A 26,786-nucleotide genomic window follows, 5' to 3' on the forward strand; every position below is an offset into this window, starting at 1 on the left:
GTTCGGACCGGCCGGGTCCTGTCCGGATCCGGCCGTACCCGCCAGGGCGTCAGGGCGGAGCCCCGGCAACCGATGACAACGCCGCAGATGCGCGTGCCCAGGCCCCGCTTCTGTGGCATGACCGAACGACAGGTCCTAAGCGGCCGCCGGCCGGGGCTGGGGTTGTGGTTTCGGTTGTGCGTGGGCTGCGCATGAGGCGTGGCGGCCCGGGACGCGGCCCTCGAGCAGGTACGCCTCCAGATGCCGGTTCACACAGGCGTTGGGTCCGCCCGCGATGCCATGGCTGCCGGCGTCCCGCTCGGTCACCAGCGTCGAGCCCGCCAGCCGCCGGTGCAGCTCCAGGGCGCCGTCGTACGGGGCGGCCGCGTCCCGTTCCGCCGCCAGGATCAGCGTCGGCGGCAGCTCACCGCGCCCGGCGCGTACGTCCAGCGGTTGCTGCCGGGGCGCCTTCCAGTAGGCACAGGGCAGATTGGTCCACACGTTGGCCCAGGTCTCGAAGGGGGCCCGGCGCGCGAGCCGGGTGTTGTCCCGGTCCCACACCGCCCAGTCCGTCGGCCACGGCGCGTCGTTGCACTCCACGGCGAGATACACCGCCCGTGCGTTCTCCGCCTCCGCCGCCGCCTCCGGATACTCCTGCGCCAGCTCCACCAGCGGCGCCGCATCGCCCTTCAGATACGCCGACAGCGCCCGCGCGTGATGCGGCCAGACGTCGTCGTAGTACCCGGCCTGCAGCATCGCGGCCTGCAACTGCTCCGGCCCGACCTTCCCGCCCGCCGGTTTCTTCGCCAGCCGCGTCCTGGCCTCGGCGTAACCGGCACGCACCTCCCGCGCGGTGCCGCCCAGGCCGTAGGTGTCGTCGTGCCGGGCGACCCACGCCAGGAAGTCCGTCCAGCGGTGCTCGAACGCCGCCGACTGGTCGAGGTTGTTGCGGTACCAGATCTGCTTCGGGTCCGGGTCCACCGCCGCGTCGAACACCATCCGCCGCACATGCGAGGGGAACAGCGTGGCGTACAGCGCCCCGAAGTACGTGCCGTAGGACGACCCCAGGAACGTGAGCCGGTTCTCGCCGAGCGCCGCGCGCACGACGTCCAGATCACGGGCGTTGTTGAGCGAGTTGTAGTGGCGCAGCGCGTCCCCGGCCCGCTCGGCGCAGCCGCGCGCGTACGCCTTGGCCCGCGTGACGCGCTTGCGCTTGTACGCCTCGGAGGGGTGGACCGGCGCCTTCGAGGGCCCCTTGAAGAACGTGCCCGGGTCCGTGCAGGAGAGCGGGGCCGAACGGCCCACCCCGCGCGGGGCGTAGCCGACGAGGTCGTAGGCCGCCGCGATGCGCTTCCACTCGGGGAGCGCGCCCATCATCGGGAAGTACATGCCGCTGGCGCCCGGACCGCCCGGGTTGTGGACCAGGGAGCCCTGCCGGCGCACCTTGCGCTTGCTGTTGTCCGGGTCCTTGCCCGTTGCGCGGGAGCGGCTGACGGTGAGTCGGATCTGCTTGCCGTTCGGGCGGGCGTAGTCGAGCGGTACGCGGACCGTGCCGCACCGGACGGTGCCCGGGAGCTGCTGCTCGGCCGGGCACGCGCCGAAGTCGATGCCCCGGTCGGCGGCGCGCGCGGCGGCCACGGCGGTGCCCCGCAGCTCGGCCGCGGAAGGGGCGGCGTGGGTTCCGGCGCCGGCCGGGGCGGCGGCCCAGGTGGTGAGGAGCACGGACCCGACGGCCACATGGACGGCGGCGGTGGTTCTCATCGACGATCCCTTCGGTGCACGGCGGCGACAAAAGGGATGTTTCGGTGGATGGTGGTGCGAGGCAAGCACCTGCGGCCGGGGTGTGTCGGCGTCAGTGCCCCTGACAGGCCCTAACGGTGGGTGAGGGCCGCGCGCAGTTCGGGCTCGCCCACCGCGCGGATGCCGCGCACCGCGACAGAGGTGAGATAGGTGCGGTCGTCCCCGGTCCCGTCGGCGCCGAGGGGCAGGGTGCCGAGCAGCCGCTGGCCGGCGGGGGAGGCCCACCGCGAGTACGGATGGATCTCGAACCGCGCGATGGCCAGGCAGCCCAGCGTGAGGATCAGCGGCAGCGTGAACCACAGGGCGACCAAGTGGCGCGGCATGTCCGACGGAACGGGCATGAGCAGGGCGGCCACCCCCAGGCCGGCCACGGCCGGCACGGCGAGCCGCACCTGCCGTACCGCGTCCGCGACGGTCGTAGCGGCACCATCCGGGACCGCGAGTCCGGCGCTCACCAGCCGGTCGCCGATCCCGCGCACGGCGTCGGCGGCCGCCAAGGCCGCCCGCACCGGCGCGATGGGTGACTGTCCGTCCGGTCCTATCGCCCCTATGACCGACCGCTCCATGTCGTCGCGCCCGCGCGGGTCGACCACCGTCGCCCAGCCGGTGTGGGCCAGCAGCAGCCGCCGCTGACGGGCCATCGCGACGAGCACGACGTCCGCGACCCTCCCGGGGCCGCCGGACAGGAACGCGGCCTCGTACAGCGTCAGATCGCGCCCTACCCCCGCGTCGGATCCGGTGGTCGCGGCGGCACCGCGCACGGCGGCCAGACACAACCGCAGGCACGCCACACCGGCGACGGCCCAGGCCAGGAGCAGGAGAGGGACCCAGAACATGACTTGTTTGTAAGCGACACGGTCACGAAAACACCATGCCCTGTTCACCATCCGGACGCAGTGTTGCCGGTATGTGACGTTCCATTTGGTTTCGCGCTGCCGGACGCCGGCCGGGAAGGTCAGCGCCGCAGCAACACCCGCCGCGTGGCCCGCACCAGCCGCACCGCCGGCCTGCCCGACCGGGGCCTCGGCCCCGACCGCTCCAGCCACCACTCCCGCAGCTCACGCCGTGTCCGCGTGTCCTCCGGCCGCCCGGCCAGCAGCAGTTCCTCGACGAAGCCCATCGCGTCCTGCCGGTAGCCGCCCGTCATCGGCTGTGCCTGCGCATACGAGAGGAAGGCACGCCGGTACCCGTTTCCGAGGATCACCGGCAGCTCCGGCGCGACCTTGGCGACGACGTCGGCCCGCTTGGCGGCGAGCGCCCGCGCCTGCACCCCCATCCGCACCCGGTCGAACCCCTCGGGCACGGGCGTACCGGCGACCAGCGCCGACAGCACGGCGGTCTGCGCGAGCGCGAGCCGCTGCCGCGCGGCCTCGGTCGCGGGAACCTCCCCCGGCTCCTCGGACCGGGCGTCCCCGGGCGCGGCCTGCTCCGCGTCCCGGCGCGCCGCGCCGCTCTCGACCGCACGCCGGATCGCGGCCAGTTCCCGCTCCATCACCTCCGCCTCCGGGAAGTTCTCGTCCCGCTCCAGCAGGACGCCGGGAGGGGAGACCCGGGAGGCGAGATCGGTGAGGATCTCCAGCACGGGCTCCGGCACGGGGTGGGCGTGGCTGTCGTGCCATACGCCGTCCCGCTCGAACCCGCCCGCGACATGGACGTAGGCGATGGCCTCCAGGGGCAGTTCGGCGAGTGCCTTGGCCGGGTCCTCGCCCCGGTTGACGTGGTTGGTGTGGAGATTGGCGACGTCGATGAGCAGCCGTACCCCGGTGCGGTCGGCCAGCTCGTACAGGAACTGGCCCTCGCTCATCTCCTCGCCGGGCCAGGCGATCAGCGCGGCGATGTTCTCCAGCGCGAGCGGCACGGGCAGCGCTTCCTGGGCGATCCGGACGTTCTCGCACAGCACGTCCAGGGCGTCACGGGTGCGCGGCACGGGCAGCAGATGCCCGGCCTCGATCCGCGGGGACGCGGTCAGCGCCCCGCCGGCCCGCACGAACGCGATGTGCTCGGTGACGAGCGGGGACCGCAGCGCGACAGCCCGCTCGGCGAGCGCCGCGAGCCGCCCCTCGTCCGGCCGCTCGGCGCCACCGATCCCCAGGGAGACGCCGTGCGGTACGACGGTCACCCCGCGCCCGCGCAACCGCACCAGCGACTCGGACAGATGTCCGGGACAGACGTTCTCGGCGACCACCTCGACCCAGTCGATCCGCGGCATGCGCTCCACCGCGTCCGCGATCTCCGGCCGCCACCCGATCCCGTTGCCCAGCCGCACGGTCATCCCCGCCCCCTCCTGCACCCGGGCTGTCAGGCCCGGCCCCCGATCGTCCGCACCGGACGTGACAGGGGTATGACCCCGCCGCGCGCGGCCGAATCACGCCCCGGCGACTTCAGAGGAACATTTGAGGGTTGGGCGCCGGCGCTCAGCGCACCACGAAGGCCGGTGAGGTACCCGTGAACGGGGTGATCGTGCCGAGGAGACTCTTCGCGTCGCCGTGGTAGACGATCCGGTAGCTGCCCGGGGGCGTGCCCTGGGGGATGTCCCAGGTGATGGTCACCTTGGAGGCGGCGATCCCGTCGCGGGCCCAGTGGAAGCGGGTCGGCCAGTCGCCGTCGTCGGCGACGGTGCGCCAGGTTCCGTCGGTGTTACGGCGCTGGATCTCCAGGTAGGTGTCACCGCGGTGCAGGTCGTTGCCCGGGTGGGCGCCCGCGAAGACGGCCTCGGCCCGTTCACCGGCCCGGTAGGTCTCCCGTGGCGGCACCAGCACGTCCCCGAACGTCCGTAGCAGCGGCGGCGCGTCCAGCACCACCCCCGGCTGCAGGGAGAGCGCCTTGCCGGACAGGTCCGGCGGCTTCGGGCCGAGGGGCAACTCCGTGCCGTCGCGCAAGGCGCTGGCCAGGGCGGCCGCCGTCTGCTGGAGCGCCGGGAGCTGCCAGCGGCCGAAGAGGGTGCTGCCGCCCTCGTAGTGCTGGGCGTCGTACTCCTCGGGGGTGGTCAGATAGTGGAAGTACGCGTTCGCGTACCCGGCGATGAGCACGTCGTCGAGGTCCGCGTCCATGATCTCGGCCACCGTGCGCCGCAGCCGCAGGCCCGCGCAGACGGTCACCTCGCCCGGGATGCCGATCAGATGGAGGGCGCCGATGCGCACCAGCATCACGGGCACCCGCTCCTGCACCCATGGGTAGACGCGGTTCATCTCCCCGATCGGCACGAAGACGTCCTTGGGCGCCTGCGCCTGCTTCAGCTCCGGTGACACCGTGTAGACCACGGAGTCGGAGATGGCGTCCCAGAAGGGGTTCTCCCCCTCCTCGAAGCCGGGGAAGGCCGGCCCGTCCTCCATGCTGCCCGCCGCCATGGCGGCGCCGATACAGGGCTTGGAGGTGCGGTGGGTCCGTCCGTCACCGGTGAACTCGGGGCGGACCGTGACGTCGGAGAGGTCGACGTACACCAGCCGCGAGTCGACCGGGCCGGACAGCCGGGTGCCGGACTGCCGCAACTGGGCGGCCGCGGCCTCGTACTGCCGCAGTCCGTTGGCGCGGGTGTGGGCGAAGTCCTCGGGTGTGGTGGGCGGTTGGAGGTCCAGGTTGGGGGACATGTCGCCGCTGTTGGTCTGGGCGAACGCCGAGACGAACGCGGGGGAGCCGTCGGACAGGTAGTCGACGTCGTGGACCTCGCGCTCCCAGTGGTAGGCCGCGTATCCCTTGTTGTCCGCGCTGATCAGCCGGTTGTCCCCGGACATGCTGGTGCTGTGCACCGGGAACCAGTTGACGGCCCCCACGGTCCGGCCGTCCCGTTCCACACGTAGCAGGGTGGTGTGCGTGTCGACGGCGTCCGGGAAGTGGTCGCGGTCGGCCTTGGGGTTGCGGTCGAAGGCCGTACGGGAGCGGTTGACGCTCGCGCCGGTCAACGTGCCGTGGCTGAGCAGGAGTTCGGAGGGTGCCAGATCGTCGTGGGCCCGCTGCGCGGCCTCGAACAGGCCGTCCGCCACCGCCTCGAAGGTCTTCTGGTGGAAGCCGAACGTGGTCGTGTTGTACAGCAGATGGTGCGAGTAGCCGCCGGGTCCCGCGTGGGTGTGGGTGGCGGTGATGAGCACGTTCTGCTCGGTGTAGAGATCGCCGTAGGCGTCGGTGAGGCGGCGCAGCACCGCCTGGTGCACGCTGCCGAAGATCATCGGCGAGTCGGCCACGATCAGCATGACCCGCCGCCCGCTCGCCTCGTCGGCCACCACGAACGCCCGCGCCCGCAGCCGGGTGTGCAGCCCGGCGGCCTGCTGGTCGAACCGGCCGTAGCCCATCATGCCGACCTCGGCCACCTCGCCGGTGGCGTCCGCGAGACCTCGGCCGACCAGGAAACCGCTGCCACGGGCGGGAGCGGCGGTGGCCCGGCCCGGGGCCGCCATCCGCGCACCGGCCAGCCCCAGACCCGAGAGGGCTCCCGCCCGCAGGACGGTACGACGGCTGCGCACGGGACGAGGTTCCGCGGACATGTGCTGCTCCTCCGGCTCGAACGGCCCCCCGCGGACAGAACCTGAACAACATTCAAGTTCCGCGTCCCATTGGTACACCGCGTCTCTTAGGCGCCGCAAGAGGTGTGCCGAACTCTCCGGCGGACAGCCGGCGTTCCGCGGGACCGGCATGGTGAAGGACGTCGAATCGTCGCCACCGGACGGGTGGAGACGCGAAGCGCCTGTGGAGTGCCGGTAAGAACGGGCACAGGTGCCCGCACAGCGCGGGATGGCGTCCCGCCAGGTGGTGTAGGGGATCAAGACACCGGAACCCGCAGGCCAGCGGCGGTGGCTACGCCGAGACAGGGGTCACTCCGCCTCACCAGGACGCCTGGCCGACGGCCTTCTCCACGGAGACTGCCGTGGGTCTCGAACCGGAACCACGTCGCGGGACACGACCCAGCGCGGTGAAGCAGGAAGCCCCCCGGGGGAGTCAGACGACCCAGGCTGGAATCCCTGGACTTTCTGCCAGGGAGCACGTCAAAACCATATACCAGGCTCGGCCAGCGCCTTGGCCGGCACCGCCCCCAACCAGCAGGACTGGCGCACCCAGGCCAGTGCCCTCGCGGCGCTCACCGCGCGGCCCAGCCCGGGTGCCCGGTCCGGCTGATCACCGCCGCGGCGGTGCTACCGGGTCTATTCGCAGTGCACCGGGCTTCAGCCCGGTGGTGAAGCGAATCTGAGAACTGCTCTGACCTCAGCTGTGTGCACGGATGCGCACTGTTGATCTCAGCCCAGGTCAGAGCGGCCGGTTCTGCTGCTCGATGTACTGCTTCACGATGCTGAGCGGTGCCCCGCCGACCGATCCGGCGAAGTAGGAGCCGGACCACAGGCGCTGTGCCCGCCAGTAGTGGCGGACGAGATCGGGGAACTCCTGGCGGAGTCTGCGCGAGGACACGCCCTTGAGGGAGTTCACCAGCCTGGACACGGCGACCTTCGGCGGGAAGTTCACCAGCAGGTGGACGTGGTTGGCCTCGCCGTTGAACTCCACCAGCTCGGCCTCGAAGTCCTCGCACACGGCTCGCATGATCTCCTCGCACCGCGTCAGGTGCCGGTCGGCGAAGACCGAGTGCCGGTACTTCGTCACGAAAACCAAGTGGACATGCATTCGGAAGACGCAGTGACGACCTGTACGAACGTTCTCATCGATACCCACAAACCAACTGTGTATCATGATCCGCGTGCAGCTTCGGTACAGCTTCCGCTTGTACCCGAGCGCCGGTCAGCGCGCGGCGTTGGGGAAGGCGTTCGGGTGCGCGCGGGTGGTCTACAACGATGCCCTCAGGGCTCGGGAGACCGCCCGCAGCGAAGGCATGCCGTTCCCGAAGACCGGCGACCTGTCGAAGCAGCTCATCACCGAGGCGAAGAGCACCCCGGAACGGGCCTGGCTCGCCGAGGTGTCGGCGGTCGTCCTCCAGCAGTCCCTGCGGGACCTGGACACCGCGTACCGGAACTTCTTCGACGGCCTGAAGGGCAAGCGCCCCCGCATGGGCGCGCCCCGGTACAAGTCCCGCAAGGACACCCGGCAGTCCGTCCGTTTCACCGCCAACGCCCGCTGGTCGATCACGACCGGCGGGAAGCTGCACCTGCCGAAGATCGGCGATCTGAAGGTGAAGTGGTCGCGTCGCCTGCCGTGGACGCCGTCCACGGTGACGGTGGTCAAGGACAGCGCGGGCAGGTACTTCGCGAGCTTCGTCGTCGAGACGGGCCCGGAGGAAGTCCTTCCCGAGGTCGCGCCCGAGCTGGGCATCGATCTCGGGCTCGGTCACTTCGCGGTCCTCTCGGACGGGACGAAGGTCGACAGCCCGCGCTTCCTGCGCCGGGCCGAGAGGCGCCTGAAGAAGGCGCAGCGGGAGTTGTCCCGCAAGGAGAAGGGCTCCCGGAACAGGACCAAGGCCCGGATCAAGGTCGCCCGCGCCCATGCGCGTGTCGCGGACGCACGCCGCGAGTTCCACCACCAGCTCTCCACGAAGCTGATCCGCGAGAACCAAGCGATCGCGGTGGAGGACCTGGCGGTGAAGGGATTCGCGCGCACGCGCCTGGCCAAGTCCGTCCACGACGCCGGATGGTCGGCGTTCGTGACCATGCTGGAGTACAAGGCCGCCCGATACGGGCGCACCTTCGTGAAGATCGGCCGGTTCGAGCCGACCTCCCAGGTGTGCTCGTGGTGCGGCGTCAAGGACGGCCCCAAGCCCCTGCACGTCCGTGTGTGGACGTGCGGGGCGTGCGGGGCGGTCCTGGACCGGGACATCAACGCGGCGGTCAACGTCGCCAAGGCGGCCGGACTGGCCGTGTCAGCCTGTGGAGCGCGAGTAAGACCGGGACTCGTCCCGGCACCGCGCAGCGAAGCAGAAACCCACCCGACACCGCAGCCTTCAACGGCGCGATAGGCGGGAATCGCCGTCCTTCAGGGCGGCGAGGATGTCAATGCTTCCCGCTCAGCGGTTCGTGCGCGCACACGCTCCCGGGGGCCGGGAGCTTGCCGTCGAGGAGGAAGGCGTTGACGGCGTCGCGGACACAGCGGTTGCCGGAGTCGTACGCGCCGTGGCCCTCGCCCTGGTAGGTGAGTTCCACGCCGACGCCCTTGCCGAGCCGCTCGGCCATCCGGGCCGCGCCCTGGTGCGGAGTCGCGGGGTCGCCGGTGTTGCCGACGAGCAGGATGGGCGGCGCGCCGGGGGCCCGGACGTCGGGACGGCCGGATGTGCCGGGTACCGGCCAGTCGGTGCATTTCAGCGCTTCCCACACCATCGTGTCTCCGAAGAGCGGTGAGGCCTCCTTGAACGTGGGGGCCATCTTCAGGATGTCGTCCAGGGTGTAGCGGTCGCTGCGGTCGGCGCAGGTGATGGCGGTGCGGGCGTCCTGCTGGTCGCTGTAGACGCCGGCGTGGCGGTCGCCCAGGGCGTCGGCGAGCTTCAGCACGGTCGCGCCGTCGTCCCCGGCGAGCAGTTCGAGCCCCGCCGCGAGGGCGGGCCACGCCGTCTCCAGGTGGAGCGCTTGGACGACCGCGTCGAGGAGGAGGGAACCCGTGAGCACCCTGTCCCCGTCGAGGGCCAGCGGTTTGTCGTCGAGCGCCGCCTCCAGCTCCATGACGAGTTTCTGCACCTCGTCGACGCTGTCGCCCAGCGGGCAGCCCGTCCGGACGCACCATTGGCCGAAGTGCTCGAAGGCCAGTTGCAACCCGCCGGCCTGCGCCAGCGCCTGCTCCATCTGGTCGAGCGTGGGGTCGACGACCCCGTCCAGGACGGCACGGCCGACATGACGCGGAAACAGGTGGGCGAAGACAGCGCCGAGTTCGGTGCCGTATGACATGGCGAAGTAGTGCAGCTTCTGATCCCCCAGCAGGTGCCGCATCAGCTCCATGTCGCGGGCCGCGTCCTCGGTGCCGATGTGCGGGAGCATGCGGCCCGACTCCCGCGCGCACGCCCGCGCGTACATCTCCTTGCTCTTCAGGACGGCTTGCACCTCGTCGTCGCCGTCGTCCGGGGTGTCGTCCTGCTCGGACATCTCCTCCATCGCCTTGGCGTCCAGACAGGTGACGCCGTTGCTGGCGCCGACCCCGCGCGGGTCGAAGCCGACCAGGTCGAAGCGGGTGCGGAGATTCTCGAAGTCGGAGGCGAGGGCGGGCAGGGTGGCGACTCCGGACTCACCGCCGCCGAAGTTGAACAGCAGTGAACCGATCCGGTCGCCGATGTCGTCCGCACTGGCGCGGGCCCGGATCAGCGCGACGTCGATCGTCTCGCCCGCCGGCTTGGCCCAGTCCAGCGGCGACTGCATGGTGGCGCACTGCCACCGGGTGCCGTCCGGCAGCGGCCCGGGGGCCTTTCCTCCGCCTTGCAGGGGGGACGGGGCGGGGCAGTCCTTCCAGCTCAGGGACTGCGCCCATATCCGTCCGCGGTCGTTTTCCTCGCCGCCGCCCCCGCCTCCACCACCGGCACTGCCCTCACCGGTCCCGCCACAGGCGGCCAGGGACGCGGAGAGCAGTACGGCACCGGAGACCAGGGCAGCTGCGGCTGTCACAGGTCTTCTAGGCATGCGCCCAGCCTCCGGCCGCCCCACTCCCTCCGCACGGTCGCACGTCCATCCGGGGGAACGGCGCCGACCGTGCCCGTCACCTTCCCCCGAACGGCGCCACACCGCGCCCCGCCCGCTACTCCCAGGCCGCGGTGTCGGGGTCGATGCCGTGGGCGCGTGCGTCGGCGTCGATGATGCGGCGGAACCAGGTGGCGAGGCCCGCGCGGACGCCGTCGTAGTGGGTGGCGAAACCCGGGTCGGTCTCGTACATACGGCCGAGGCAGACCTGCATCTGCCGGGTGAGGGGGAAGTACGAGGCGAAGACCTCGCGGTGCCGCTCGACGAGGCGCTCTGCCTCCGGGCTGCCCGGGGCGACGCCGGCGTCCATCGCATCGCCGAGGGCGCGTTCCAGCTCGCCCATGGCCTCGGCCACGGCCTGCCACTCCTCCGGGGACCGGGTGGCCGCGCGTTCGGCGTACTGCCGCCACTGTGTGGTGTCTCCGTAGCGCCGCCGGGCCTGGGCGGGCCAGTCCGGATCCCAGTCCGGGCCGAAGATCGCGGCCTGCTGCTCGGCGGTCACCAGCAGGCCCCGCTCATGGGCGTCGATCATCCGGTCCAGGCCCGTGCCGAGCTGCTGGAGGCGCTCGATCCGTTCGGTGACCTGGGCGCGCTGTGCGCGCAGCGCGGCGGGCACGTCCGCGGCCGGGTCGTCCAGCAGCGCCCCGATCCGGTCGAGGCCGAGACCGATCTCCCGGTAGATGACGATGCGGTGCAGGCGTTCCAGGTCACCGGCGGTGTAGAGCCGGTAGCCGGCGGCCGTGCGCAGCGACGGCCGCGCCAGCCCGATCTCGTCCCAGTGGTGCAGCGCGCGGACGGTCACGCCGAGGCGCGTCGCGACCTGACCGACGGTCAGGCCATCGGCGTCACCGGCCCCGGGCATGCTCCCCGTGGTCGCCGCGCCCGGTGTCCGGCGGGGTGATTCCGATGGCTGCAAGGTTGTGTGCCTCCTGACTGGCCGGGTCGTAGGGTTTCGCCGCGGTGAGGACGATCCGTGCGTTCTCCGGGGTGATCACCGTGATGTCGCGGGTGTTCCAGGGGGTGTCCCGGGGACCGTCGACCGAGTCCGGACGCAACGCGCGACAGGCCTCGACCAGGGAGTCCACCTGGTCGAGCACGCAGGCGAAGCTGATGCTCATCGCCGGTGCCCGCTCCGGAACGCTTTCCGCGGCGACGAGGAGTACGTCCTGGAACGCCCACCGGCGCAGATGCACCAGGGTGCCGGGGATGGCGAACAGCTCGAAGAACCCGAGCCCGCGCACCCAGAAGTCCGCCGAAGCGGCCAGGTCGCCGGTGGGGACGGTCGCGAACGCGGGCATGCCGTAGATGCCGCGGAACGGCTCCGGCGCCACCGCGTCCGGGCCGGGGGCGGGGACGGGACTGATCTCGAAAGCGTCGTAGTAGTCGCTCATGCCGCCCACCCTCCGGCCTCACGCGGCGTGAGGGTCAAGCCCGGTCCTCACCGCAGTGCCGGATGGTCCGCCACCACCGTGCAGGAGCCCGGGGCGATCTCCGTGAAGCCCGCGTCGCGGACCATGGGGAGGCCGCTCGCGGTCAGCGCGGGCCAGCGGGACGGGGACGCGGTGCGGACGCTGAGCGGGAAACCCGTGTCCTGCCAGGCCCTGCGGGCCTCGGGCGACAGCTCCCACCAGGCCAGTTGGGCGCCGTGCCCCGCCTGGGCCATGGCCTTGCCGGCCGACATGCCGAGCTCGGGGTTGAGCCAGAGGGTGGGGACGCCGGGGTCCGCCGAGGGGACCGGCTCGGGGTCGTCGAGGTCGGTGCCGGAGACCTGGAGGCGGGCCAGGGCCTTGGGCCAGCCGTCCAGCGGGACCGGCGGGAAGACACGGACCTCGGCGGACTTGCCGGTGACCGTGATGCCGGGGAGCGCCTCCGCGCGGCGCCACTCCGCGCCGCGTGCCCGGCGCACCACCTTGCGGATGCGGCCGTCCTGCCAGTCGCGCATGGCCTGCGCCCAGTCGCCCTCGCCGGCCGAGCGCTCGTCGGCCAGCATCACCAGGACCGCCCGGGCCGCCGTCTCCAGGGCGTCCGTACGGGCCGGGGGTGCCGCCCGTTCGATGCGGACGACCAGGGGCAGCACGAACTGCGGTGCCGTGTCGCGGTCGCTGGGGTCGGGGCGGAAGGGGCTGTCGGCGGCGGAAGACGGGTAAGTGCTCACGGAGCCCAGTGTGCCAAGCCGCGCGGCCCCTTCGTCAGCCCGAGCAGGAGGTGCGTCAGCCCGAGCAGGAGGTGCGTTCGGCTTCCCGCCATTCGCAGACCGGGCACAGGGTGATGCCCTTGTACGACTCCGGGTACTCCGTCGGCTCCCCGCACTGCACACACGCCGCGTACGGCGGCCCGTCCGCCTTGGGCGGCCTGGCCACGTCGATCAGGCAGTAGTCGTTGTCGGTGTCGCTCATGTCTCCAGCGTAGGACGGTCAGCCCCGTCCGCCGGCGGCCCCGATCAGTTCGGACACCTTGACGAAGCGGTAGCCCTGGCGGCGCAGCTCGGGGACGATCCTCCGGACGGCCCGTTCCGTCGTCGGGGCGGCGCTGCGGGTGCAGTGCAGGACGACCACCGAGCCCGGGTGGACGCCGTCCAGCACCTGCCGGGCCACCGCGTCCGCGTCCGTGGCGAAGGCGTCGCCGCCGACCACGTCCCACTGCACGGCCGTGACACCGGCCGGGACCAGGGCCTTCAGCGCCTCCCGGTCGTAACAGCCGCCGGGGAAGCGGAAGTACGGCATCGGATTGCGCACGCCCACCTTCCGGAAGACCGCGTACGCCCGCTCCACGTCGGCCCGCATCCCCTCGGCGGGGACGGTCGGCAGGCCGTAGCAGTCGCCGGTGAAGGCGTAGTGGCTGTAGGAGTGGTTGGCGACCTCGAAGAGCGGGTCCCGGCCGAGGGCGCGGGCCTGGTCCGGGTACTCCTCGGCCCATCGGCCCGTCATGAACACCGTGGCCGGCACCTTCAGCGCGCGCAGGGCGGCGATGAGCTGCGGGTGGTCGAAGTGCTCGCCCGCCGCGGCCCTCGGGCCCTGGTCGGCGGTCATGTCGGCGTCGAAGGTGAGGGCGACCGTCCGGTCGCCGCCCCGCGGGCCGTGGCGGAAGACCGGGGTCAGGCCCCCGGGACCCGGGGCGAGGGTGGGCGCCGCCCGGACCGCGGGGGACGCGGTGGGCGCGGGGCGGGGCGGTTGCTGGGGGTGGACGGTGGCGCATGCGGTGAGGGCGGCGGCCAGCACGCCGACGGCGACCGCACCACGTGTACATGTGATCACCGTATGACGGTATGAGGCGTTGTGGGGACATATGTGTGGCGAGGGAGAGCGGGGCGACGAGTCTCACCCGGTCGGCGGCGCGTCCTGTCCGGCTCAGATGTCGCGCCGCTCCAGGGGGCGGGTCGCCGGGCCGTGGATGACCTTGCCGTCCGTGTCGAAGCGGGAGCCGTGGCACGGGCACTCCCAGGCGCGTTCGGCGGCGTTGAAGCCGACCAGGCAGCCCATATGGGTGCAGCGGGCCGAGAGGGCGTGCAGGGCACCGTCGTCGTCGCGGTGGACCGCCAGCCGGCCGCCGTCGGCCCGGACCACCGCGCCCTCGCCCGGCGGCAGCGCCTCGACCGGCGGGGACGGACGCAGCCGGTCGCCGACGAAGTGCTGGGCCACCTGCGCCTGGTGCTTGAGGAAGGACGGCGCCTCGCGCACGGTGGAGGCCAGGCGGCGCGGGTCGTACAGGCCGCTCCACTCGCACGGCGCACCGGTGATCTGCGCGGTGAGCAGCAGGCCCGCCATCATGCCGCTGCTCAGCCCCCAGGCGCTGAAACCGGTGGCGACGTAGGTGTGCCGGGCGCCCGGGTGCAGCGGGCCGACGAGCGGCACGGTGTCGGTGGGAACGTTGTCCTGGGTGGCCCAGGAGTGGGTGAGCTCCACCCCGGGGAAGGCGGTGCGGGTCCAGGTGGAGAGCCGGTCGAAGCGGACCCGGGTGTCGCCGGTGCCTGGTGTGAAGGACTCGCCGGTGACCACCAGGAGGCGGCGGGTGCCGTCGTCGCCGTAGGGGGCCGTGCGCACCGAACGGGTGTTCTTCTCGGGGGTGATGTACATACCGTCCGGGTCCTGGGACGCCGGGATCGGCCCGGCGACGACCAGCTCGCGGCGCGGCGAGAGCCGGGCGAACATCAGCGCCCGGTCGAAGACCGGGTAGTGGGTGGCGACCACGACGTCGCGGGCCGTCACCGTGGCCCCGGACGACGTCGACAGGCGGCACGGCGCGCCCTCGTCCAGGCCGAGGACGGCGGTGTCCTCGCGGATGAGTCCGCCGTGCGTGACGATGTCGTCGGCGAGGGCGAGCAGGTACTTGCGCGGATGGAACTGGGCCTGGCCGGTCACCTCGACCGCCCCCGCCACCGGGAACGGCAGTCCGGTCTCCGTCACGAACGAGGCCGGCAGCCCCGCCTCCCGCGCGGCGCGCGCCTCCGCGCGGAGCTGCTCCACCCCGCGCTTGTCCCGGACGAAGGTGTAGGCGCTGCGGCGCTCCCACTCGCAGTCGATGCCCAGATCCGCCACGACGCCGGCCGTGTGCTCGATCGCCTCGGACTGCGAACGGGCGTACAGCCGCGCGCCCTCGCTGCCGCGGGTGCGGCGCAGCTTGTCGTAGATCAGTGCGTGCTGGGCGGTGACCTTGGCCGTGGTGTGTCCGGTGACGCCCGCCGCGATCCGCCCGGCCTCCAGGACCGCGACGCTTCGGTCGGCCCGGGTCAGCTCCCGCGCGGTGCACAGTCCCGCGACGCCCCCGCCGATCACGGCCACGTCGACCTCGAGATCGTCGGTCAGGGCGGGATGCCGTCCGCCGGGCGCGGTCCGAAGCCAGTAGGAGTCGCCGGCCTGCAGTTTCTCCGTCATGCGGGGCCGAGTACCCCGCTATGTACCGTTTCAGTGGGCCGGGGGCTCCGGTTGCTCCGGTTGCGGGACGGGCGGGACCGGACTAACGTACAACCAAATGGTTGTAGATGGGATGACGGATGAGACGGGCGCAGCCGTGGACCGGCTGTTCCATGCCCTGGCCGACGGGACGCGGCGCGACATACTGCGCCGCTGTGTCCGGGGTGAGCTGTCCGTGTCACGTCTGGCCGCGGCCTACCCGATGAGCTTCGCCGCGGTGCAGAAACACGTCACGGTGCTGGAGCGGGCCGGTCTGGTCACCAAGGAACGACGCGGACGGGAGCAGCTCGTGCGCACCGACCCCGAAGCGGTGGGCCGGGCCCGGCAGGCCCTGGACGAGCTGGAGTCGGCCTGGCGCGCCCGGGTGGACCGGATGTCCGGTCTGCTGGCCGAGGACGCCGACGGCGGCGAGGGCCCGGACGCCCCGGACCCCGACGAGAACACGACGAAAGGACCGGACGGATGACTGTGACCAGCGTGGACAAGGACGTCGATCACCTCACCCTCACGCTCGTCGCCGACTTCACCGCCCCGGTGGAGCGGGTGTGGCAGCTGTGGGCCGACCCCCGGCAGCTGGAGCGCTGGTGGGGCCCGCCGGGCTACCCGGCGACCTTCGAGGAGCACGATCTGACGCCCGGGGGCGGCATGAAGTACTACATGACCGGCCCCGAGGGTGAGAAGTACGGCGGCTGGTGGCGCGTCTCCTCCGTCACGCCGCCGACGGCCCTCGAGTTCACCGACGGCTTCTCCGGCGAGGACGGCAAGCCCAACCCGGAGATGCCGACCACCGATGTGCGGATGACGCTCACCGAGCGCGAGGGCGGTACGCGGATGGAACTGCGGTCCGTGTTCGACACCCGGGAGCAGATGGAGCAGCTGGCCGAGATGGGCATGGTGGAGGGGATGACCCAGGCCGTCGGGCAGATGGACGCCCTGCTGGCGAAGTGAACCCCGAGCGGGGCGGGAGGGCCGCGATCCGGGGCGAGAGGGCCGCGATCCGGGGCGGGAGGGCCCGCGAGCGGCCTCCGGCCCCGGTCGCAGCCGCCGGGAAGAGAAGATGTCAACTGCGCCAGGGTCCCGTCACGGCGAACGTCGTGCCCGGGTCGTAGCAGTTGACGTACATCGTGTCGCCGTCCGGGGAGAAGGTGACACCGGCGAACTCGCCCCACTCCGGGTCCTCGGGCGTGTTCGTGTTCTGACGGTTGCGGGCCACCGCATAGACCTCACCGTGCCGGGTGACACCGTAGACATGCTGGGCGCCGCCGCCGTCCTCGCACACCATCAGACCGCCGCTGGGCGCCAGGCAGATGTTGTCCGGTGACTCGCCGGGCAGCTGGATGTCGGTGTCCGGGCCGAAGACGATCACCAGGGTCAGCCGGCGCCGGTCCGGGTCGTACCGCCAGATCTGGCCGTAGTGGTCCCCGGCCGAACCCTCGGCGCTGCGGGCGAAGGACGAGACGAAGTAGACCGAGCGCCCGCCCCAGTAGCAGCCCTCCAGCTTCTGCGCGTGGGTGATGCCCTTCGGGCCGAAGTCCTGGTGGCGGATGGGCGTTTCGGCGGCCAGCGGGTCCGGTACGTCGACCCACTCGATGTCGTCGAAACGGGCTCCCGTCTCCTGGATCGACGACAGGTCGGGCACGCCCGGCACCCGCATCGCCTGGAGCCGGCCGCCCGCGCGCAGCGATCCGGTGCCACCCAGGGGCTTCTTCGGCAGAAACCGGTAGAACAGGCCGAAGGGCCGTTCGAATGCGTCCTCGGTCTCGTAGACCACACCGCGCTTGGGGTCCACGGCGACGGCCTCGTGCTGGAAGCGGCCCATCGCGGTCAGCGGTACGGCGCCCGTGCGGCGCGGGTCGGCGCCGTCGACCTCGAAGATGAAGCCGTGGTCCTTGGTGTAGCCGTTGGTGCCGGCCTTGTCCTCGGTCTCCTCGCAGGTCAGCCAGGTGTCCCAAGGGGTCGGACCGCCCGCGCAGTTGACGGCCGTACCGGCGATCGCGACCCGTTCCGACAGCACCCGGCCGCGGTGGTCCAGGGTCAGCGCCGTGCAGCCGCCCTTGCCCTCCGGGTCGTAGGTCAGGCCCTCGATCACCGGGACCGGGGCTCTGCCGTTGGCCCGGTTCTCGTGGTTGCGGACCAGATGGACACGGCCGTGACGGCCGGCGAACGCCGCCATGCCGTCGTGGTTGGAGGGGACCGGGCCCTCGCCGGAGCGCAGTTGGTCGCCCTCACGGGAGAGCACCTTGTAGCGGAAGCCCTTCGGCAGGTCGAGCAGTCCGTCGGGGTCGGGGACCAGGGGGCCGTAGCCGCGGTGGCCGAGGTTGTGGGCGCCGGCGGTGCCGGTGAAGAGTTCGGAGAGGGCGCCGGTGAAGGCGATTCCGATGCCCAGGGCACCGGAACGCGCGAGCATCTGACGCCGTGTCGCCGGGGAGCCGGTGGGGGACCCGGTTTCTGACATGGGGAAACCTTCCTGCTGGCGGACAGGACTGTGACCCCGCAGTGTCTATCACCTGCTGCCGGTCACGGGAACCACGCGCGTAGCACGTGTCACGGCACGGGAGGGGATGGGGGAGGGGCCGTGGGAGGTCCCGGCGGTGCTTCGTCGGCGTCCGCCGGGGGATCCCCGGGCGTCTGCTGGTGGGCGCGTTCCAGGAAGCGCAGGAGTTCCACCGGGAAGGGCAGGACGAGGGTGGAGTTCTTCTCGGCGGCGACCGCGACGATGGTCTGCAGCAGGCGCAGTTGGAGCGCGGAGGGGGTTTCGGCCATCTGCTGGGCCGCCTCGGCGAGCTTCTTGGACGCCTGCAGTTCGGCGTCGGCGTTGATGACGCGGGCGCGGCGCTCGCGGTCGGCCTCGGCCTGGCGGGCCATGGACCGCTTCATCGTGTCGGGCAGGGAGACGTCCTTGATCTCGACCCGGTCGATCTGCACGCCCCAGCCGACCGCGGGGCTGTCGATCATCAGCTCCAGGCCCTGGTTGAGCTTCTCGCGGTTCGACAGCAGGTCGTCGAGGTCGCTCTTGCCGATGATCGAACGCAGCGAGGTCTGTGCCATCTGGGAGACGGCGAAGCGGTAGTCCTCGACGTTGACGAGCGCCGCGGGGGCGTCGACGACCTTGAAGTAGACGACCGCGTCCACGCGTACCGTCACGTTGTCGCGGGTGATGCCCTCCTGGGCCGGGACCGGCATCGTGACGATCTGCAGGTTGACCTTGTGCAGCCGGTCCACGACCGGGACGATCAGGGTGAAGCCGGGTGGCCGTGGGCGGCCGCGGAGGCGGCCGAGGCGGAAGACGACGCCGCGTTCGTACTGCTTGACGATGCGTGCGGCGGCGAGGAGGTAGGTGGCGCCTGCGGCGCCGACGCCTGCGGCTGCGGTGAGCAGTTCCTCGACCATGGCGACCTCCCGTTCAGAGGTCTTGGGGTGCGCTTCGTCTGCTTCTGCAACGATATGCCCGGTGGTCCGGTGGGGCCATGGTGGGTGGGGATGGTGTGTGTTTTCGCCCCCGCCGCCCCTTCCCTCCCCCACTCTCGGCTTCGCTCGAGCGGGGGGACCCCCATCGTCCCCGGGGGCGCTGCCCCCGGACCCCCGTTTTGCGCCCGCGCGGCGGAGCCGCAGGTGTATACAGCCCCGCGCCCCTATGGGGTCACCGCGTGTCCGTAAGGCCGGCCGCGTCTCGGGCCAGGGCTGTGAGGCGGGAGATGGCGCGGAAGTACTTCTTGCGGTAGCCGCCCTTCAGCATCTCCTCGCTGAAGAGGCGGTCGAAGGGCAGGCCCGAGGCCAGTACGGGCACCTCGCGGTCGTAGAGCCGGTCCGCGAGGACGACGAGGCGCAGGGCGGTCGACTGGTCCGGTACCGGACGCACCCCGGTGAGGCACACCGCGCGGAGGCCGTCGGTCAGGGCGCCGTAGCGGCTGGGGTGGACCTTGGCCAGGTGGTCCAGCAGGTCGGGGAAGGCATCGAGCGAGGCTCCCTCGGTGGCGTGCGCGGTCCTGGTCACCAGCTCGTCGGAGTACGGCGGCGGCGCCTCGGGCAGGCCCCGGTGGCGGTAGTCCTCGCCGTCGATGCGCAGGGCGCGGAAGTGGGCGGACAGGCCCTGGATCTCGCGCAGGAAGTCCGCCGCCGCGAACCGGCCCTCGCCCAGCTTGCCCGGCAGTGTGTTCGAGGTGGCGGCGAGTGCGACGCCCGCCTCGACCAGCTTGCCGAGCAGGGTGGAGACCAGCACGGTGTCGCCCGGATCGTCCAGCTCGAACTCGTCGATGCACAGCAGACGGTGCCCGGAGAGGGTCTTCACGGTCTGCTGGAAGCCGAGCGCGCCCACCAGGTTGGTCAGCTCCACGAAGGTCCCGAACGCCTTGAGGGCGGGTTCGGCCGGGGTGGCGTGCCACAGGGAGGCCAACAGATGCGTCTTGCCGACGCCGTAGCCGCCGTCGAGGTAGACGCCGCGCGGCCCGGCCGGGGCCTTCTTCGCCGCCTTGCCGAAGCCGAACAGCCTGCGTCGCCCCGAGTCACCGCCCGGCGCCCCGTCCAGTCCCGCCGCGAAGCCCTCGAGGACGCGTACGGCCTCGGTCTGGCTCGGCTGGTTGGGGTCGGGGAGGTAGGTGGCGAAGCGCACGGCGTCGAACCGGGGCGGCGGCACCATCTCGGCGACGAGCCGGTCCGCGGGGACGTGCGGCTCGCGGGCGCACAGGGACAGCGGAGCCACGTCGGCTATCGGACCGGGACGGGAGGCGGTGGAGGACGACACGATCCCTCATCGTACGTGTCGTGGAAGACTGCGTGACATGCGACGCCTGTTCCCCGTGCCCGACGTGACGGAAGAAACAGCAGCTCCCGGCGGGGCGGACGGCCGTGAGTGGACCCTGGCCGAGCTGGCCGCCGCGTACGCCTATCCCGAGCCGGGGCCCGGGGGCCGGGAGCCGTGGCTGCGGGGGAACATGGTCTCCACCCTGGACGGCGCCGCCCAGCACGACGGCCGCTCGCAGCCCATCTCCTGCCCTGCCGACATGCGGATCTTCGGTGTGCTGCGGGCCCTCGCGGACGTCGTGGTCGTCGGCGCGGAGACCGTACGCCGGGAGGGCTACCGTCCGGCACGCGCGCGTGCCGAGTTCGCGGCGGCCCGGGAGGCGGCCGGGCAGGGACCGGCGCCCGTGATCGCCGTGGTGACGGCGAGCCTGGACCTGGACTTCTCGCTGCCGCTGTTCACCTCCCCCCTGGTGCCCACGCTGGTCCTGACCGGCGCCGGTGCCGACCCGGACCGGGTCGCCGCCGCCGAGAGGGCCGGCGCCCGGGTCGTCGTCGCCGGGGAGGGGGCGGCGGTGGACCCCGCGCGGGCGGTGCGGGCGCTCGCGGACCTGGGACACACCCGGCTGCTGACCGAGGGCGGGCCGCGGCTGCTGGGCCAGACGGTGGCGGCCGGGGTGCTGGACGAGCTCTGTCTGACCCTCTCCCCGATGCTCACCGCGGGTGACGCTCAGCGCATTGCCGGTGGACCGTCAGTGACACTTCCGCGGCGTCTCACGCTGAAGTCGATGTTGGAGGAAGACGGTTTCCTGTTCACCCGGTACCAGCGGGCCTGAGGTCCGGGAGGGGAGCGAGAGCGTTCGAGGACGCCGCCGGTCCGGCGATCGGCGGAACGGACACAGCCGCTCCGCGCGGGAAGCGGCAACACTGATTCCGGCAGTACCCGTGCGAACACGGGGCAGGATGGTTTCCGCGGGGCCTGGCTCGGCCCTCGGAGCGGAGAGGACCCGGGGGTCCTCCGACGAGAAGGGGCGCCTGGTGTTCACAAGCGTACTGATGATCGAGAAGGCCCTGACGTCCGCCGACGTGGAGTTCCTCACCACCTTGCACGGCGACGAGCCGGTCTCCTTCCACGTGCTGCTCCAGCCGCGCGGCGAACAGGCCGACCGGCTGCTGAGAGCCATCGACGACGTCGCGCTCGGTGAGATCGACGAGGCCGTCCGCGAGGGCGGGACGCCCGAGGGCGAGGACGCCCAGAGCATGGGGGAACGCGCCCTCGAGGTGTCCCTGCAGGCCCTGCGCACCACCGGTGACACGGCGGACGGCCGGCTCGTCGAGGACCATCCCCTGGACGCGCTGAAGGCGATGGTGGAAGAGGTCGGCGCCGACGAGGTGATCGTGCTGACCGACCCGCACTACGTGGAGGAGTTCTTCCACCGGGACTGGGCGTCCCGGGCACGGCACAGGGTCGGGGTGCCGGTACTGAAACTCTTCTCCCACAGCAAGGCATAGGCTGGGGCGGCGCTCTCCCGGGTCCCCGGCGGGGGCGCGAAGACCGTCGTACCGCTCGTCGCACCACTGGGAGAACACGCATGGCACCCGGCCTTCCTACCGCCATGGACCGACCGCACTTCATCGGCATCGGCGGCGCCGGGATGTCGGGCATCGCCAAGATCCTCGCGCAGCGCGGCGCCAAGGTGGCCGGCAGCGACGCCAAGGACTCCCCGACCGCCGACGCCCTGCGCGCCCACGGCGCCACCGTGCACATCGGCCACGCCGCCGGGCACCTGGCCGACGACGCCAGCTGTGTGGTCGTCTCCTCGGCGATCCGCGAGGACAACCCCGAACTGCTCCGCGCGCATGAGCTGGGCATTCCGGTGGTGCACCGCTCCGACGCCCTTGCCGCCGTGATGGAGGGCCTGCGGCCGATCGCGGTGGCCGGCACCCACGGCAAGACCACCACCACCTCCATGCTGGCCGTCTCCCTCACCGAGCTGGGCCGGGAGCCGTCGTACGCGATCGGCGGCGACCTGGACGCCCCCGGCTCCAACGCGCTGCACGGCGAGGGCGAGATCTTCGTCGCCGAGGCGGACGAGTCGGACCGCAGCTTCCACAAGTACGCGCCCGAGGTCGCGATCATCCTCAACGTGGAGCTGGACCACCACGCGAACTACGCGTCCATGGAGGAAATCCACCAGTCCTTCGAGACGTTCGTCGGCCGGATCGTGCCCGGCGGCACCCTGGTGATCTCCGCCGACCACGAGGGCGCCCGCGAGCTGACCCGACGGCTGGACGGCTCGGTGCGGACGGTGACGTACGGCGAGGCGGAGGACGCCGACGTACGGGTGCTGTCCGTCGTACCGCAGGGGCTGAAGAGCGAGGTCACCGTCGAGCTGGACGGCGCCCCGCTCACCTTCACCGTGTCCGTCCCCGGACGGCACTACGCGCACAACGCCGTGGCCGCGCTCGCCGCGGGCGCCGCACTCGGCATCCCGGCCGCAGAGCTGGCCCCCGCACTGGCCGCGTACACCGGTGTGAAGCGGCGCCTCCAGCTCAAGGGCGAGGCCGCCGGCGTCCAGGTCGTCGACTCCTATGCGCACCACCCGACCGAGATGACCGCCGACCTGGAGGCGATGCGCTCCGCCGCCGGTGACGCCCGCATCCTCGTCGTCTTCCAGCCCCATCTGTTCTCCCGCACCCAGGAGCTGGGCAAGGAGATGGGCCGGTCGTTGTCCCTGGCCGACGCCTCGGTGGTGCTGGACATCTACCCGGCCCGCGAGGACCCGATCCCCGGCGTCACCAGCGAGCTGATCATCGAGGCCGCCCGGGCGGCCGGCGCGGACGTGACGGCCGTCCACGACAAGACGGAGATCCCCGACGTGGTGGCGGGAATGGCGAAGCCCGGTGATCTCGTTCTCACCATGGGAGCGGGCGACGTCACCGACCTCGGCCCGCGGATCCTGGACCGTCTGTCGAAGTAAGGGGCTGGAAGCTCATGCCGTACGACGTCGAGAAGCCGGACGAGCAGTGGCGCGCGGAACTCTCGCCGTCCGAGTACGCGGTGCTGCGCGAGGCGGCCACGGAACCGGCCTTCACCGGTGAGTACACCGACACCAGGACCGAGGGCGTCTACTCCTGTCGCGCGTGCGGCGCCGAGCTGTTCACCTCGGACACCAAGTTCGAGTCCCACTGCGGCTGGCCCTCCTTCTACGACCCGAGGGACAGCGACGCCGTGGAGCTGGTCGAGGACCGGTCGCACGGCATGGTGCGGACCGAGGTGCGGTGTGCCCGCTGCGGGTCGCACCTCGGGCACGTGTTCGAGGGCGAGGGATATCCGACGCCCACCGACCAGCGGTACTGCATCAACAGCATCTCGCTCCGGCTGCAGCCCGCCGCCGAGCGCTGATCCGCGGCCCGCTCCTCACCACCACGTCAGGACCAGGTGGTTGAGGAGCAGGGCGAGAACGGCCTGCCCGGCCAGCCAGGCGCGCGGGCCGGGCAGCAGGGCACAGGCGGGGAGCAGCCAGAACGCGAACGGCAGCCAGATGCGTTCCGTCTCCGCCTTGCTCATCCCCGACAGATCGGCGATCAGCAGCGCCAGGAGCGCGGAGAGCACGAGCAGGGCCAGACGGGGAGCTGGGGAGCGGGGGAGCAGGGTCCTGGACCCGGCCGACACGGCACCCGCCCGGCGCAGCCCCGCCACCGTCGCCGGGCCGACCACCAGCACCGCGCAGGCCAGATTGGCCCAGACCCAGTACCCGTAGGGCCGCACCCCGCCCGCCCCCTGGTAGTAGCGGGTCACCAGCAGCCGGTACGCCTCCCACCAGTCGAATCCCAGGGCCGTGAACACGACCGGCACGACCAGGAACCCGGCGGCCGCGTACGCCAGGGGCCGCAGCCGCCGCCCGCCCAGCAGCAGCACCGCGGCGGCGGTCACCGCGAACAGGGTGAGCCCGTACGACAGATACATCGTGACGCCGAACAGCAGCCCGGAGCCGAAGCCGGTCCAGGCCGGCCGGTGCCCCGTGACGGCGAGGGCCAGCAGGGCGACGGCCCAGGCGATGACGGCCGTGAACCAGCCGTCGGCGGAGGTGCCCACCCACACCGCGCCCGGGGCCAGGACCAGGAAGGGCGCGGCGCGGCGCGCGAGCGGCTCGTCGGCGAGCCGGCGTACCGCGATCAGGATCGCGGCCGCCGCCGTGGTGCCGACGGTGATGACGAAGGCCCCGGCCCATCCGCCCCCGCCCAGACCGATCCGGTCCAGCAGGACGAAGGTGAGGGTGGCGCCCGGCGGATGCCCGGCGACGTGCGCGGGCCAGTTGTCCGGGGTGCCGATCAGGATGTGGCCGTTGAAATCCCGCAGCGCCGCGGGGATGTCACCGAAACGGTCGATGACCCGCAGATATTCGTGCCGGGTGGTCAGCCGCTCGGCGACACCCCGGGACCAGCCGTCGACGAGGGCCAGCGACCATGTCCACGCCAGTGACGTCCCCCATGCCGTGAGCAGCAGGGGCCGCCAGGACAACCGGGCGGCCAGGGCGGGGCCGTACGCCACGACGGCGGCGGCGACGACCAGCGCGGCCGGAGTGCCCGGACCGGTGTGCGGCATCCAGTCGCCCACCAGCGGCGGCCAGTTCACCCGCAGTGTGCCGTAACGGTCCTGGATGCGGGTGCCGATCACGGCGGCGGCCAGGACGAGCAGAGCGGCCGCGCCGACGGCGGACAGATCGCGGACAAGCCCGCCGCGAGGGGCGGCACGGACGGGCAGGTCGGTACGGAGGAGATCGCGGTTCACGCCGTCACGCTAGGCCCGGGGAGCGGGCGCGACCGGCTGACGAGGGCGGATGTCAGCGTTTCGTCATCGTTGCCTGACCCTCTCGGGGGTGGTGCGCATCTACGGTCGGCACATGGCTCGGTCTTTCCTCCGCACCCCTCCCGCGCGCGGCCCGTTCGCGCCGGACTTCTGGCGCAGCCCGCTGCGCGGCACCCGGTTCACCTCGGTCCTCGGGGTGGTTCTCCTCGCCGGCATCACGATCCTGTTCGTGACGGGACTCCTGTCGTACGCGGCCTACAACCCGGATCTGTCACCGGTGAACGACATGACTCCGGACAAGGGGCTTCTCGGCTTCTACCTCTTCTCCTGGCCCACCGACCCGCCGTGGCTGTACCGGCTCACCCAGGGCGTTCACGTCACCCTTGGCCTCGGGCTCGTGCCGGTGCTGCTGGCCAAACTGTGGTCGGTGGTGCCCAGGCTGTTCACCCTCCCGCCGGCCCGCTCGCTCACCCACGCGCTGGAGCGGATCTCGCTGCTGCTGCTCGTCGGCGGGGCGCTGTTCGAGTTCGTCACGGGCATCCTCAACATCCAGCTCGACTACGTCTTCCCCGGCTCCTTCTACCCCCTGCACTTCTACGGCGCCTGGGTGTTCTTCGGGGCGTTCCTCGCCCATGTGGTGCTGAAGGCGCCGGTGGCGTTCCGCAATCTGCGGGCCATGCGGGAGGGGGGCGGTTCCTCGGTGACCGACGGGGCCGCCGACGGGACGGCCGATGAGCTCGCCGCTCCACGGCCCGACCGGCCGACCGTCTCGCGGCGGGGCGCGTTCGGGCTGGTCGGCGGCGGCTCGCTGCTCCTCCTCGCCACCTCGGCCGGGCGCAACTTCGACGCACCGCTGCGCGAGACCGCCGTCCTCACCCCGCACGGCGGCCCCGAACCCGGCGGCGGACCGGCGGGCTTCCAGATCAACAAGACCGCCGCGTACGTAGGGATCCGCGCCGACGAGACCAGCGAGGAGGCGTGGCGGCTGACCGTCGGCGGACGCTCCGGCACCGTACGGCTCAGCAGGGCCGACCTGCTCGGCCTGCCGCTGCACAGCGCCGATCTGCCCATCGCGTGCGTGGAGGGCTGGTCCACCTCCGACCAGTGGTGGCGGGGCGTGCGGCTGCGGGACCTCGCGGCGCTCGTCGGCCATGACGACGCGGTCGACGTGTTCGTGGAGTCGCTGCAGCGTCGTGGTCCCTTCCGCCGTATCGCGCTGCGTGCGAACCAGGTGGGCGACCCGCGTTCGCTGCTGGCCCTGTTCGTGAACGGCGAGGAGCTGACCCTGGATCACGGGTATCCGGCCCGGATCATCGTGCCCGCTGCTCCCGGTGTGCTCAACACCAAGTGGGTCGCGGGGCTGACGTTCGGTGAGTTGTGAGGTGAGGAGGCTGATGGTGGTGCGTGTGCGTGTGCGGGGGCGAGGGCGGGACCCCCGTTCCGTGCTCGGCAGCCCGTTCCAGCTGTGCGTGCTGCTGTGCTCGTTCGCCCTGTGCGCGTACGCGGGGGTGCGGTTGCTCGACGGGGACTGGGTGCTGATCGCGTTGTGGTTCGTGGGGGCGGCGGTGGTGCATGACCTGGTGTTGCTGCCGCTGTACGCGGGGGTCGACCGGGTGCTGGTGAAGGGGGCGGGGCGGCGGCGGGCGTGGGTCAATTATGTGCGGGTGCCTTGTGCGTTGTCGGGGGTGTTGCTGCTGGTGTGGTTTCCGCTGATCAGTGGGCGGGTGTCGGAGCGGTATGCGGGGGTGGCGGGGCAGTCGGCGGAGGGATACCTGGGGCGGTGGCTGGTGATCACGGCGGTGCTGTTCGGGGGGTCGGCGGTGGTGTTCGCCTGGCGTGTGGGGAGGGGGCGTGGGTCGGGTTGACGGTGGGGTGTTGTCGCCCCCGCCGCCCCTTCCCGTCCCGTCCCTGGGGGCTGCGCCCCCAGACCCCCCTTTCGGCCCTTCGGGCCTCGTCCTCAAA

At 72.1% G+C, this 26,786-nt stretch carries 25 protein-coding genes; 9 read left to right on the top strand and 16 right to left on the bottom strand.

The window, feature by feature from the left end; all coding sequences use genetic code 11:
• Window positions 1-135: 135 nt before the first annotated feature.
• From AB0L56_RS15570 to tnpA, 5 genes are all read right to left on the bottom strand, one after another.
• Window positions 136-1,740, bottom strand: a complete 1,605-nt coding sequence (locus AB0L56_RS15570; protein WP_365423456.1) for an alpha/beta hydrolase — start codon at window positions 1,738-1,740, stop codon at window positions 136-138.
• A 110-nt stretch (window positions 1,741-1,850) separates the two neighbouring features.
• Window positions 1,851-2,615, bottom strand: coding sequence for a TIGR04222 domain-containing membrane protein (locus AB0L56_RS15575; protein WP_365423459.1), 765 nt, complete (start codon window positions 2,613-2,615; stop codon window positions 1,851-1,853).
• A 119-nt stretch (window positions 2,616-2,734) separates the two neighbouring features.
• Window positions 2,735-4,051 carry a DUF692 domain-containing protein gene (locus AB0L56_RS15580; protein WP_365423462.1) on the bottom strand — a complete coding sequence of 439 codons (1,317 nt, stop codon included), beginning with the start codon at window positions 4,049-4,051 and terminating at the stop codon, window positions 2,735-2,737.
• Window positions 4,052-4,193: 142 nt separating this feature from the next.
• A complete protein-coding gene (locus AB0L56_RS15585) occupies window positions 4,194-6,257 on the bottom strand; it encodes a neutral/alkaline ceramidase (protein WP_365423465.1) in 2,064 nt (687 codons plus the stop codon).
• A gap of 757 nt (window positions 6,258-7,014) precedes the next feature.
• Complete coding sequence (gene tnpA, locus AB0L56_RS15590; protein WP_344523075.1) at window positions 7,015-7,431, bottom strand: IS200/IS605 family transposase; 417 nt, start codon at window positions 7,429-7,431, stop codon at window positions 7,015-7,017.
• Between the two features lie 25 nt (window positions 7,432-7,456).
• Between tnpA and AB0L56_RS15595 the strand changes: the two genes are divergently transcribed.
• Entirely contained in the window at window positions 7,457-8,665 is a 1,209-nt protein-coding gene (locus AB0L56_RS15595) for an RNA-guided endonuclease TnpB family protein (protein WP_365423469.1), read from the top strand.
• A 34-nt stretch (window positions 8,666-8,699) separates the two neighbouring features.
• Here AB0L56_RS15595 and AB0L56_RS15600 read toward each other — a convergent pair whose 3' ends face one another.
• The 7 genes from AB0L56_RS15600 to AB0L56_RS15630 form a co-directional block, all read right to left on the bottom strand.
• Window positions 8,700-10,307: an alpha/beta hydrolase gene (locus tag AB0L56_RS15600; protein ID WP_365423472.1), complete on the bottom strand. Its 1,608-nt coding sequence runs from the start codon at window positions 10,305-10,307 to the stop codon at window positions 8,700-8,702.
• A gap of 115 nt (window positions 10,308-10,422) precedes the next feature.
• A complete protein-coding gene (locus tag AB0L56_RS15605; protein WP_365423474.1) occupies window positions 10,423-11,226 on the bottom strand; it encodes a MerR family transcriptional regulator in 804 nt (267 codons plus the stop codon).
• Complete coding sequence (locus AB0L56_RS15610) at window positions 11,210-11,755, bottom strand: VOC family protein (RefSeq protein ID WP_365423477.1); 546 nt, start codon at window positions 11,753-11,755, stop codon at window positions 11,210-11,212. Before AB0L56_RS15610 ends, AB0L56_RS15605 begins: the two co-directional genes overlap by 17 nt.
• Window positions 11,756-11,802: 47 nt before the next feature.
• Window positions 11,803-12,519: an aminoacyl-tRNA hydrolase gene (locus AB0L56_RS15615; RefSeq protein ID WP_365423480.1), complete on the bottom strand. Its 717-nt coding sequence runs from the start codon at window positions 12,517-12,519 to the stop codon at window positions 11,803-11,805.
• Between the two features lie 55 nt (window positions 12,520-12,574).
• Complete coding sequence (locus AB0L56_RS15620; RefSeq protein ID WP_361033995.1) at window positions 12,575-12,760, bottom strand: hypothetical protein; 186 nt, start codon at window positions 12,758-12,760, stop codon at window positions 12,575-12,577.
• 18 nt (window positions 12,761-12,778) lie between these two features.
• On the bottom strand, window positions 12,779-13,618 hold the full coding sequence (locus AB0L56_RS15625; RefSeq protein WP_361033998.1) for a polysaccharide deacetylase family protein: 840 nt from the start codon (window positions 13,616-13,618) through the stop codon (window positions 12,779-12,781).
• Window positions 13,619-13,711: 93 nt separating this feature from the next.
• Window positions 13,712-15,235, bottom strand: a complete 1,524-nt coding sequence (locus AB0L56_RS15630; protein WP_365423484.1) for an FAD-dependent oxidoreductase — start codon at window positions 15,233-15,235, stop codon at window positions 13,712-13,714.
• Window positions 15,236-15,332: 97 nt separating this feature from the next.
• Between AB0L56_RS15630 and AB0L56_RS15635 the strand changes: the two genes are divergently transcribed.
• Window positions 15,333-15,740, top strand: a complete 408-nt coding sequence (locus AB0L56_RS15635; RefSeq protein WP_365423487.1) for a metalloregulator ArsR/SmtB family transcription factor — start codon at window positions 15,333-15,335, stop codon at window positions 15,738-15,740.
• Window positions 15,737-16,222, top strand: a complete 486-nt coding sequence (locus tag AB0L56_RS15640; protein ID WP_361034007.1) for an SRPBCC domain-containing protein — start codon at window positions 15,737-15,739, stop codon at window positions 16,220-16,222. The genes AB0L56_RS15635 and AB0L56_RS15640 overlap by 4 nt, the downstream gene beginning before the upstream one ends.
• A gap of 112 nt (window positions 16,223-16,334) precedes the next feature.
• Here the strand turns inward: AB0L56_RS15640 and AB0L56_RS15645 are convergent, their stop codons facing one another.
• The 3 genes from AB0L56_RS15645 to zapE all read right to left on the bottom strand — a co-directional run bounded on the left by AB0L56_RS15645 (window position 16,335) and on the right by zapE (window position 20,018).
• Window positions 16,335-17,729, bottom strand: coding sequence for a PhoX family protein (locus AB0L56_RS15645; protein ID WP_361034010.1), 1,395 nt, complete (start codon window positions 17,727-17,729; stop codon window positions 16,335-16,337).
• An 89-nt stretch (window positions 17,730-17,818) separates the two neighbouring features.
• Window positions 17,819-18,664, bottom strand: coding sequence for a slipin family protein (locus AB0L56_RS15650; protein WP_365423491.1), 846 nt, complete (start codon window positions 18,662-18,664; stop codon window positions 17,819-17,821).
• A gap of 250 nt (window positions 18,665-18,914) precedes the next feature.
• Window positions 18,915-20,018, bottom strand: a complete 1,104-nt coding sequence (gene zapE, locus AB0L56_RS15655) for a cell division protein ZapE (protein WP_365423766.1) — start codon at window positions 20,016-20,018, stop codon at window positions 18,915-18,917.
• 34 nt (window positions 20,019-20,052) lie between these two features.
• Between zapE and AB0L56_RS15660 the strand changes: the two genes are divergently transcribed.
• From AB0L56_RS15660 to msrB, 4 genes are all read left to right on the top strand, one after another.
• Window positions 20,053-20,847 (top strand): pyrimidine reductase family protein, encoded by a 795-nt coding sequence (locus tag AB0L56_RS15660; protein ID WP_365423494.1) that lies wholly within the window; start codon window positions 20,053-20,055, stop codon window positions 20,845-20,847.
• A gap of 202 nt (window positions 20,848-21,049) precedes the next feature.
• Entirely contained in the window at window positions 21,050-21,523 is a 474-nt protein-coding gene (locus tag AB0L56_RS15665; protein WP_365423497.1) for an indole-3-glycerol phosphate synthase, read from the top strand.
• A gap of 80 nt (window positions 21,524-21,603) precedes the next feature.
• The gene (gene murC, locus AB0L56_RS15670) at window positions 21,604-22,992 is read left to right on the top strand and encodes a UDP-N-acetylmuramate--L-alanine ligase (protein WP_365423500.1); all 1,389 of its coding nucleotides are present in this window, start codon (window positions 21,604-21,606) and stop codon (window positions 22,990-22,992) included.
• Window positions 22,993-23,006: 14 nt separating this feature from the next.
• Window positions 23,007-23,417: a peptide-methionine (R)-S-oxide reductase MsrB gene (msrB, locus tag AB0L56_RS15675; protein ID WP_361034024.1), complete on the top strand. Its 411-nt coding sequence runs from the start codon at window positions 23,007-23,009 to the stop codon at window positions 23,415-23,417.
• Window positions 23,418-23,432: 15 nt separating this feature from the next.
• Here the strand turns inward: msrB and AB0L56_RS15680 are convergent, their stop codons facing one another.
• Window positions 23,433-24,779 carry a hypothetical protein gene (locus AB0L56_RS15680; protein WP_365423769.1) on the bottom strand — a complete coding sequence of 449 codons (1,347 nt, stop codon included), beginning with the start codon at window positions 24,777-24,779 and terminating at the stop codon, window positions 23,433-23,435.
• A 139-nt stretch (window positions 24,780-24,918) separates the two neighbouring features.
• On the opposite strand from AB0L56_RS15680, the gene AB0L56_RS15685 reads away from it, so the two are divergent.
• Both AB0L56_RS15685 and AB0L56_RS15690 read left to right on the top strand, forming a co-directional pair.
• Complete coding sequence (locus tag AB0L56_RS15685) at window positions 24,919-26,205, top strand: molybdopterin-dependent oxidoreductase (protein WP_365423504.1); 1,287 nt, start codon at window positions 24,919-24,921, stop codon at window positions 26,203-26,205.
• Between the two features lie 13 nt (window positions 26,206-26,218).
• Window positions 26,219-26,689: a hypothetical protein gene (locus AB0L56_RS15690; protein WP_365423507.1), complete on the top strand. Its 471-nt coding sequence runs from the start codon at window positions 26,219-26,221 to the stop codon at window positions 26,687-26,689.
• Window positions 26,690-26,786: the final 97 nt, after the last annotated feature.

The sequence above is a fragment of the Streptomyces sp. NPDC052079 genome (genome assembly GCF_040680275.1).
Classification (GTDB): domain Bacteria; phylum Actinomycetota; class Actinomycetes; order Streptomycetales; family Streptomycetaceae; genus Streptomyces.